The organism is Microbacterium sp. NPDC056736, assembly GCF_042790415.1.
Classification (GTDB): domain Bacteria; phylum Actinomycetota; class Actinomycetes; order Actinomycetales; family Microbacteriaceae; genus Microbacterium.
Window position 1 is genome coordinate 137,628 of the sequence record NZ_JBHTZE010000008.1, and the last position, 9,270, is coordinate 146,897.

A 9,270-nucleotide genomic window follows, 5' to 3' on the forward strand; every position below is an offset into this window, starting at 1 on the left:
GCATGACCCCGTCCCAGGCCGACAAGCGCAAGAGCGGCAACCCGGCAACGCAGGCCCAGATCGACCTCACGGTCAAGCAGCAGCGCGAGCAGAAGCGCCAGGAGAAGCTCGCGGAGTACCAGCGGCAGCTCGCCAAGCGACGCCGCAGCCGGCTCGTCTGGTGGATCGTCGGCTCGGCGGCCGCGCTGCTGGTGGTGGCCGCGATCGTCGCGTCGATCGTGTTCGCCCCCGCGGCCCCTCCGACCTACGACCGCGGCGACAGCGACGGCAGCGGCATCGAGGGTCTCGAGACGTTCGAGAACACCGCCAACCACGTCGACACGACCGTCGACTACGAGCAGACCCCTCCGGCCGGCGGCGACCACAACGCGATCTGGCTGAACTGCGGCGTCTACACCGAGCCGGTGCCGAACGAGAACGCCGTCCACTCGCTGGAGCACGGCGCGGTGTGGGTCACCTACGACCCCGCCCAGGTCTCGGACGACGACATCGCGGCGCTCGAGGCGCAGCTGCCCTCCACCTACACGGTGCTCTCGCCCTACGAGGGCATGGACACCCCGATCGCCGTCAGCGCGTGGAACGCCCAGCTCAAGGTCGACGCCGCCGACGACGAGCGCATCGAGGAGTTCGTCCGCGCGTACTGGCGCAGCACCAACGCCCCCGAGCCGAACGCGGCCTGCACCGGCGCGTTCGACGCCCCCGGCAAGCAGTAGGGTTCCGTCGTGTCGGACGACGCCTCGACCGGATCACCCCGGCGCTGGGTGGTCATCGTCGTCGGGCTCGTCCTGATCGCCGCGCTCGGTTTCGCGGTCGGCCGGTTCTCGACGTTCGGCGCGGCGCAGAGCGTCGCCGCCCCGGGGACGAGCTCACCCGAGGCCGGTTTCTCGCGCGACATGCAGGTGCACCACGCCCAGGCGATCGAGATGGCGATGGAGATCTACCGCAAGACCGAGGACGACGAGCTGCGCGTGCTGTCGTACGACATCGCGACCGGCCAGGCCGGCCAGCGCGGCGAGATGTACGACTGGCTCGTGCAGTGGGGGCTCCCCCAGACCGGCGACCCGATGATGCAGTGGATGGCGGAATCCTCCGTCGACCACGACCACGGTTCGAGCACGGGCGAGGCGATGTCCGAGGACGAGGCGCGGGCGGCCATGGGGATGGCTTCGGCCGAAGAGCTGACCGCGCTCCGGACCGCCACCGGCCAGGAGGCGGACTGCCTCTTCCTCGAGCTGATGATCCGGCACCACGAGGGCGCGATCCCGATGGCAGAGGCGCTCCTCGAGCTCGGGAGCGACCCTCGCGCGCTGCAGGTCGCCGGGACGATCCAGTCGGGCCAGACGGCCGAGATCGACGCGATGCAATCCATCCAGCGGCGCCTCGGCTGCAGCGCCTGACACACCGACCCTCGGACGACGGATGCCGCGGACCGGCGCTCAGCGCCTGGCCGCGGCATCCGTCGATCTGCTGTGTCAGCCCTTCGTGGCACCCGCCATGAGGCCTCGCACGAAGAAGCGCTGCATGGCCAGGAACACGATGAGCGGCACGATCAGCACGAGGAAGGCTCCTGCCGACAGCAGGAACCACTGATCGCCCCACGAGCCCGAGAGGGAGTTCAGCGTCTGCGTCATCGGCAGCGACGAGGTCGGCGCGAAGATCGTCGCGACGAGCAGGTCGTTCCACACCCAGATGAACTCGAAGATGGCGAAGGACGCCAGCGCGGGCGTGGACAGCGGGAGGATGATCCGGAAGAAGATCTGCCCGTGTCCTGCGCCGTCCACCCGAGCCGCCTCGATCACATCCGAGGGGATCTCGGAGATGAAGTTGTGCAGCAGGAAGATGGCCAGCGGCATCGCGAAGATGGTGTGGGCGATCCACACCGTCGCGAAGCTGTGGTCCACCTCGCGCATCTCCAGGCCGGGGAAGATCATCACGTCGCCGATCTCCAGTCCCCGCGAGAACAGCGTCAGCAGTGGCACCAGGGCCATCTGGATCGGCACGATCTGCAGCGCGAACACTGCGACGAACAGGAACCCGCGGCCCTTGAAGTCCATCCACGCGAAGGCGTAGGCCGCCAGCGAGGCGATCGCGAGCGAGAACACCGTGACGGGGATGGTGATCGCGAGGGAGTTGAGGAAGGACTCCCCCAGGGTCAGCGCGGTTCCCCCCGACGTCAGCGCGGCCTCGTAGTTGCCGAGCGTGAAGTCCGGGTTCGTGAAGACCGTCCACCAGCCCGACGTTGCCGAGTCCGCACCGGGGCGGAACGACGTGATGAGCAGGCCGAGGGTCGGGATCGTCCACAGGAAGGCGATCGCCACCGCGATCACGGTCGCCAGCGGCGACGTGAGCCGCTTCTGCGCCTGCGACTCGTTGCGACGCGTCTCGCGTGCGACCTTGCGCGCGGCCGCTCTGTCGAAGCTCGTCGTCTCGGATTCGACGGCGGTCATCAGCGGACCTCCCTCTGCTTGCGAAGCTGGATCACGTTGTAGACGAGCAGGGGCGTGACGAAGAGGAAGATGAGCACCGCCAGCGCCGCCGAGTGCCCGTAGCTCTGGAAACGCTGCTGCTGGTTGACCATCTCGAAGCCGAGGACCGTCGAGTTCGACCGGCCACCGGTCATCACCGCGACGATGTCGTACAGCTTCAGTGCGGCGATCGTGATCGTGGTCAGCACGACGATGATCGCACCGCGGATCCCGGGGACCGTGACGTTGATGAAGCGCTGCCACGCCGACGTCCCGTCCAGCTGGGCCGCCTCGAGCTGCTCGGCGGGGACCGCCTTGATCGCGGCGGACAGCACCACCATGGCGAAGCCCGTCTGCGCCCAGACGAACACGAAGAGCAGGCAGAACGTGTTGACCAGCGGCCAGATGTCGAGCCACCGGACCGGCTCGCCGCCGAAGGCGACGACGATGGCGTTGAGGAGGCCGACCTGCTCGCCCTGGCGGTAGTCGTACACGAACCGCCAGATGATGCTCATGCTCACCCCGGCGAACGCGAACGGCATGAAGACGAGGATCTTCAGCAGACGGTCACCGCGCGCGCGCTCCATGAAGGCCGCGTACGCGAGCCCGACGATGAGCGAGAACACCGGGGCGAAGATCGCCCAGATGAGCGTATTGATGATCGACCAGAATCCCTGCGGATTCGTGAAGGCCCAGACGTAGTTCTCCATCCCGACGAAGTTCTCGCCGCTCTTGTCGTAGAACGACTGGATGACCGTCGAGATGGTGGGATACACCAGGCCGACCAGGAGCAGGATGGCGGCCGGCGCCATGAAGAGCACCAGCTGGTACAGGTAGCCGGACCCTTCGCGCGCGCGGTGGTCGGCGTAGAACAGCAGTCCGCCGGAGATGAGGGCGATGGGGACCACGTACAGGACGGCGCCCTCGTACGGGCGCAGCATCATGAACGCCAGGAACGGGATCGCGAAGCACGAGATGAGCCGCAGCCAGAAGTAGCCGCGCCCCGCACGCGGGGCGTACTCGATCAGCACGAGCAGGATCGCGACCACCACGCCGAAGATCAGCACGATGACGGGGATCTGTGCGATCGGCCCCAGGTTGCCGATCCACTGGAAGAACGAGTTGAACGAGATGCCCAGCGAGACGGGCCTGGCGTCCTGATTCGGAGGGCTGAGGAGCAGGAAGACCACCAGCGCCGCGATCAGGATGAGCCCGATCGTGACGACGAGCCGGGTCGTCTTCTGCGACGGCGGCTTCCTTCCGCCGCGCTCGGCAGGCGGGGGCATCGTCTGCCCCTGATCCGCCGCCGATGTTGTGGTCTGAGACATGGTCTGCCTTCCCCCGTCGACGCCGACGGATGACGTCACGCCGGTGCCGGGACCGCGTGCGCGGACCCCGGCACCGACGTGCGGTGCGTCAGTTCTCGTAGCCTGCCTGGATGTCTTCCAGGACCTGCGACGTCGGCTTGCCGTCGATCCAGTCGACCATGCCGCGCCAGAAGGAGCCCGAGCCGACAGTCGCCGGCATCAGGTCGGAGGCGTCGAAGCGGAACACCGTGTTCGGGTCCTGCACGATCTCCATCGCCTCGGTCAGGAACTCGCTCGACGCCAGCGACGGGTCGGCGCCCGTGTTGGCCGAGATGGCGCCGCCGAGCTCGACGCGCGCGTCGGCGAACTCCGGGGTCGACATGTACTCGAGCACCGCCTGCGTCGCGGCGTCGTCCGAGAACGCCGTCACGAACTCGCCGCCGCCCTCGACCGCCAGTTCGCCCTCCTCGATGCCGGGGAGGATGAACGCGTAGATGTCGCCGTCAGGGGCGATGGTCGGCGTCTCGCCCTCCGCCGTCTGGGCGGTGAGGAAGTTCGCCGTGAGGAACGAACCCTGGTGCGTGAGCGCGCACGTGCCGTTGGCCACGGCCGCCGCGATCGGGTCGCCGAACGCCGTCGAGTTGATGCTCTTGACATCACCGAATCCGGCGTTGACGTACTCCGGGTTCAGCAGGATCTCGCCCACGGCGTCGAACGCGGCCTCGATGTCGGGGTCGGTGAAGGGCGTGTCGCCCGCGGCCCAGCTGTCGTACACGTCCGGGCCCGCTCCGCGCAGGACGAGGTCCTCGACCCAGTCGGTGCCCGGCCAGCCCGACGCCGCCTCGGACGAGAAGCCGGCGCACCACGGGGGCTCGCCGGTGGCGTCGCGGATCGTCTGCGTCAGCTCGAGCAGCTCGTCCCAGGTCTTCGGGACCTCGACGCCCCACTCTTCGAAGCTGGCGGGCGAGTAGTACACGTAGCCCTTCAGGTTCGCCAGCATCGGAGCGGCGTAGAAGGTGCCGTCCAGCGAGCCGTACTCCTTCCAGTCCTCCGACCAGTACTCGTCGACGTTCGCCGACACCTCCTCGGTGGCCTCCTGGACCTCGCCGGTCTCGATGAGCGAACGGAGCAGACCGGGCTGCGGCACGATCGCGATGTCGGGAGCGGATCCGCCCGCGACCTTCGTGACGATGTTGCCCTCGAAGCCCTTGTCGCCGGTGTACTCGACGATGATGCCGGTGTCCTCGGTGAACTGGTCGAACGACTTCTGGAGGTTCTCCGCCTCCGAGCCGGTGATGCCGCCTGCGATCTCGACGGTCTCCCCCTCGACCGAGCCGTCGTCACCGGCCTCGTCACCGCCTTCGGCGCAGCCGGCGAGCGTCAGCGCCGCGATGGTCGCCACTCCCAGTGCGATGTAGCCGCGTCCGCGGCGGGATCGCAGTGCAGTCATGGTGTCTGCCTCCTCCTTGAGTTCGCGGAGCCGCGCCTCTCGGGCTCCGCACGTGAGAGATCGGGAACCGATTCCATGATCACGCTAGGGGATGCCGCCGGGGCGCACAATCTCCCCCGGTCACAACTCGGTAAACCTGCGTATCGGGGGTGGTGCCGTCCGCACCTGCACGGCACAATGAGGCCTGGAACCGGTTCCAGATTTCCGGGTGACGGTGATGTCCCCGGACGCACGAGGAGGACCCCGATGGCGGGCATCGCCGACGTGGCTCGGGTGGCAGGCGTGTCGAAGTCGACGGCCTCGCGCGCGCTCACCGGCTCGGGCTACGTCTCCGCGGCCACGCGGGCGCGCGTCCAGGACGCCGCCGCGGCGCTGGGCTACGTGCCGACCACCAGCGCGGTCAGCCTCGTCACCGGACGCACGCAGACCGTGGGCGTGGTCATGCCCTCACTCGACCGGTGGTTCTTCGCGCAGGTGCTCGAGGGCATCCAGGACGCCCTCCTGGAGCGGCGGTACGACCTCGCGCTGTACGGCGCACCGCCGGAGTCGGCCGCCCGGCGCGAGATGTTCGAGCACTTCCTGGCGCGCAAGAGGTTCGACGGACTGATCGCGGTGGGCATCGAGCCGAGCGCGCACGAGCTCGAGCGTCTGGTGGCCTTCGGCAAGCCGGTCGTCGCCGTCGGCGGCTACGACATCGGCACAAACGCGGTGACGATCGACGATCAGGCAGCGGCGCGCATCGCCACCGATCACCTCGTCGGCCTCGGGCACCGCGAGATCGCGTTCCTCGGCGGCGACCCGGACGGCCGCCGCACGAGCTTCGGGGACGGCCGTCGCCTCCAGGGCTACCGGGCGGCGATGTGCGACGCGGGCCTGGAGACCCGGATGCGCCATGTGCCGTCCGAGGTCACCCTGCCGGGCGGGTACGGCGCCGCGGTCGAGCTGCTGGGCGACCGTCGCACGCGGCCGACCGCCATCGTCGGAGTGTGCGACGAGGTGGCCGTCGGCGCCATCATCGCCGCCCGCCGGCTCGGCATCCGCGTGCCGGAGCGCCTCAGCGTCGTCGGCATCGACGACCACGCCTACGCCGAGATGTTCTCGCTCACGACGCTGCAGCAGCGGCCCCACCAGCAGGGCCGCGCCGCGGTGCAGCTGCTCATGTGGCAGCTCGACGACCCCGGCGCGCCGACGCACCGGCTCTACGAGTCGTCACCGCTCGTGGTCCGCAACTCCACCGCCCCCGTCGACGACGAGGCGTCGGCGGTCATCGGCGTGGCGCCGTGGGGCGGCTCCTGATCGGCGGACATGACGAAGGCCCCGGATGCGCAGCATCCGGGGCCTTCGAATTCGCAGAAGCGAGATTACTTGAGGGTAACCGTCGCGCCGGCCTCCTGGAGGGCGGCCTGAGCCTTCTCGGCGGTCTCCTTGTTGGCGCCCTCGAGGACGGCCTTGGGAGCACCGTCGACGACGGCCTTCGCCTCACCGAGGCCGAGCGAGGTCAGCTCGCGGACGACCTTGATGACCTGGATCTTCTTGTCGCCGGCGGCCTCGAGGATGACGTCGAACGAGTCCTTCTCCTCGGCCTCCTCGGCGGGGGCACCACCGGCGGGAGCGCCGGCAGCGGCCACGGCCACGGGGGCGGCGGCGGTGACGTCGAAGGTCTCCTCGAACGCCTTGACGAACTCGCTGAGCTCGATGAGCGTGAGCTCCTTGAACGCGTCGAGCAGCTCCTCAGTGCTGAGCTTTGCCATGATGATTCTCCTTGATTGTGGTTTTGCTTAGCCGAGGCCCGTTCAGGCCGCGGACTCCTGCTTCTCGCGCAGTGCGTCGACCGTGCGAACGGCCTTCGACGGCAGTGCGTTGAAGACGTAGGCCGCCTTCGTCATCGAGGCCTTCATCGCGCCGGCGAGCTTCGCCAGCAGGACTTCACGGCTCTCGAGGTCGGCGAGCTTGTTGACCTCGTCCGCGCTCAGGGGGTTTCCGTCGAAGAAACCGCCCTTGATCACGAGAAGAGGGTGTGCCTTGGCGAAGGCGCGCAGACCCTTCGCGACGGCGACCGGGTCACCGTGCACGAACGCCACGGCCGACGGACCCTTGAGGTCGTCGTCCAGCGACGTGATCCCCGCGTTGTTCGCGGCGATCTTGGTCAGCGTGTTCTTCACCACGGCGTACTCCGCGTCCTGACGGATGCTGTTGCGCAGCTCCTTGAGCTGCGCAACCGTCAGACCGCGGTACTCGGTCAGCAGAACGGCGGTCGAGTCCTCGAAGTGCTTCGTGAGCTCGGCGACCGATGCTTCCTTCTGCGCCATGGCCACTCCTTGTGTGTACGAGACGCTCCGCGGTGGCGGGCGCCGGCCGGAGGCATCCGTCATCTGGTCTCGTCACGGGAATGAAAAAAGCTCCGGCGCAAGCGCACGGAGCAGAATCCTGGATCCAGGAGAATCGTTCGTGACACCTGCGCGGGCCCCTGCATTCGCAGTGCTTCGATCTCGTACGCTTACACGCACGTCGATGACCGGCGGTCTTCGGCTTCCCCAAGGGTACGCGATGCCGCCCCCTCCGCCAAATCGACGCCCCTCCCCCGGCCGCCCGGTCCCCCGGGCCCCCTCCTGCCCGGTGGCCTTCCTCCCCCCAACACTCCCCAACCCTCCGCCGACATCGCGGTATCTCGGCGAGAGACCACGTTGTCGGCGCCCAGAACATGGTTGCTCGCCGAGATCGCGGTTACTCGGCACGATGTTCCGGCACGGCGACGGCTACGGCAGGCGGATGCCGAATGCCGTGAGGCGCTCCGCGAGCGACTGGGCGGTGCGCAGGTGCTTGTCCTCTACGCGGACGAAACGCTGCTTGGGTCGTGCCGCGGATCCAGTCCTCGCGCCGCTTCTCGTCGAGGAGCACCTGCTGGAGCGTGCGCCCCGACCTCAACGCCTCATCCTCGTACTTCCCCATGCCGTCCACCTCGAGAAAGGTCCTCGCCTCCTCGATCTCGGCATCCACGCGATAGTCCTGACCCTCCGGCCCGGCCACCGGCACCTGCAGCCGGACCCGCTCGAAGCCGAGCCCGTGCAGCAGAACTCGTGCAACGCTCTCGGCGGGCGACTCGGCGCGTCCATCCGCCATCTCGACCACCGTCCCGGCCTGCCTGACCCCGCGCTTGCCTTTCGCTCGCGCCACTCGCACGCGCATGCGCTCCCGCCAATCCTCTGCCGCGTCCTCGTCATACGCGCGGTCGCGGAACGCGACCTGGCGCAGCGCGGCGTCGGCTGCGGCGACGGCGGTCTCCAACCCGACCGAGCGGACGAGGTCGAACACCGTCCTGTCGAGCGTCGTCGTGCGGATGCCGTGCCGCTCTGTCACATCGTCCGCCGGCAGCGCCTCCAGATGACGTCGGAGACCGGTTCGGCTGGAGACGTGCTTGCCACCCGGAAGGGTCACGTGGACGGCGCGAGGGACGTGGCGGTGAAGCGGGAGCTCCCACAGCACCGCACTCGACTCGCGGCATGCGACGCCACCGCCGCCACGCATCTCACCGAAAGCCGCGGCCACCTCGACCCGATGCCGCGATTCGGGCCAGAGGTCCGCCCAGTCGGCCTCGAGGACATAGCAGTTGCGGTGCAGCCGGATGAGCGTTCCGTTCGCCAGCGCTCTCCTGACGTCTCGATCACCCCAGCGATTGCGGTCGAGCAGCTCGCGGGTGAGCACGGCGCGTCGCGCGTCGTCGAAACCGATGTGACGGGGCATCCGAGCAACGTCCCAGACGCCGGCCGCGAGAAGTCGTCGCCCGCTCCCTTCTGTGGGTCCGACGAGCGGAACGCCGGCTCGTCCGATGCTGGGGAGGAGAGGCTCCCGGGCTCGGGATCAGCACTCCTGGGCTGCCGCGTCGCCGGCACACGTGCGCCGAGTTCGCACGTCGTCGGCGAGTGACCACGTCCTCGGCGCCGAGAACGTGTCGGTTCGGCGAGAAACCGCGATGTCGGCACAAAGAGGGAGGGAGGGAGGGAGGGAGGGAGGGAGGGAGGGAGGGAGGGAGGGAGGGAGGGAGGGAGGG

The 9,270-nt window shown here is 68.8% G+C and carries 9 protein-coding genes; 3 read left to right on the forward strand and 6 right to left on the reverse strand.

The features are described 5' to 3' along the window. Window positions 1–2: 2 nt before the first annotated feature. Complete coding sequence (locus ACFRAL_RS15635; RefSeq protein WP_336394880.1) at window positions 3–713, forward strand: DUF3105 domain-containing protein; 711 nt, start codon at window positions 3–5, stop codon at window positions 711–713. A 9-nt stretch (window positions 714–722) separates the two neighbouring features. Beyond that, a complete protein-coding gene (locus tag ACFRAL_RS15640) occupies window positions 723–1,397 on the forward strand; it encodes a DUF305 domain-containing protein (protein ID WP_378884620.1) in 675 nt (224 codons plus the stop codon). A 75-nt stretch (window positions 1,398–1,472) separates the two neighbouring features. Here ACFRAL_RS15640 and ACFRAL_RS15645 read toward each other — a convergent pair whose 3' ends face one another. The 3 genes from ACFRAL_RS15645 to ACFRAL_RS15655 all read right to left on the reverse strand — a co-directional run bounded on the left by ACFRAL_RS15645 (window position 1,473) and on the right by ACFRAL_RS15655 (window position 5,222). Continuing rightward, window positions 1,473–2,447: a carbohydrate ABC transporter permease gene (locus tag ACFRAL_RS15645; protein ID WP_336394878.1), complete on the reverse strand. Its 975-nt coding sequence runs from the start codon at window positions 2,445–2,447 to the stop codon at window positions 1,473–1,475. Next, on the reverse strand, window positions 2,447–3,793 hold the full coding sequence (locus ACFRAL_RS15650) for a sugar ABC transporter permease (protein ID WP_336394877.1): 1,347 nt from the start codon (window positions 3,791–3,793) through the stop codon (window positions 2,447–2,449). Before ACFRAL_RS15650 ends, ACFRAL_RS15645 begins: the two co-directional genes overlap by 1 nt. Before the next feature lie 88 nt (window positions 3,794–3,881). After that, window positions 3,882–5,222 (reverse strand): ABC transporter substrate-binding protein, encoded by a 1,341-nt coding sequence (locus ACFRAL_RS15655; protein WP_378884625.1) that lies wholly within the window; start codon window positions 5,220–5,222, stop codon window positions 3,882–3,884. Window positions 5,223–5,468: 246 nt separating this feature from the next. On the opposite strand from ACFRAL_RS15655, the gene ACFRAL_RS15660 reads away from it, so the two are divergent. Continuing rightward, the gene (locus ACFRAL_RS15660) at window positions 5,469–6,518 is read left to right on the forward strand and encodes a LacI family DNA-binding transcriptional regulator (RefSeq protein WP_378884627.1); all 1,050 of its coding nucleotides are present in this window, start codon (window positions 5,469–5,471) and stop codon (window positions 6,516–6,518) included. Window positions 6,519–6,583: 65 nt separating this feature from the next. On the opposite strand, the gene rplL is transcribed toward ACFRAL_RS15660, so the two are convergent. From rplL to ACFRAL_RS15675, 3 genes are all read right to left on the reverse strand, one after another. Continuing rightward, window positions 6,584–6,973: a 50S ribosomal protein L7/L12 gene (gene rplL, locus ACFRAL_RS15665; RefSeq protein WP_141883983.1), complete on the reverse strand. Its 390-nt coding sequence runs from the start codon at window positions 6,971–6,973 to the stop codon at window positions 6,584–6,586. Between the two features lie 42 nt (window positions 6,974–7,015). Continuing rightward, complete coding sequence (gene rplJ / locus ACFRAL_RS15670) at window positions 7,016–7,531, reverse strand: 50S ribosomal protein L10 (RefSeq protein ID WP_194396148.1); 516 nt, start codon at window positions 7,529–7,531, stop codon at window positions 7,016–7,018. A 415-nt stretch (window positions 7,532–7,946) separates the two neighbouring features. Continuing rightward, entirely contained in the window at window positions 7,947–8,924 is a 978-nt protein-coding gene (locus tag ACFRAL_RS15675; RefSeq protein WP_378884631.1) for a hypothetical protein, read from the reverse strand. Window positions 8,925–9,270 lie beyond the last annotated feature (346 nt).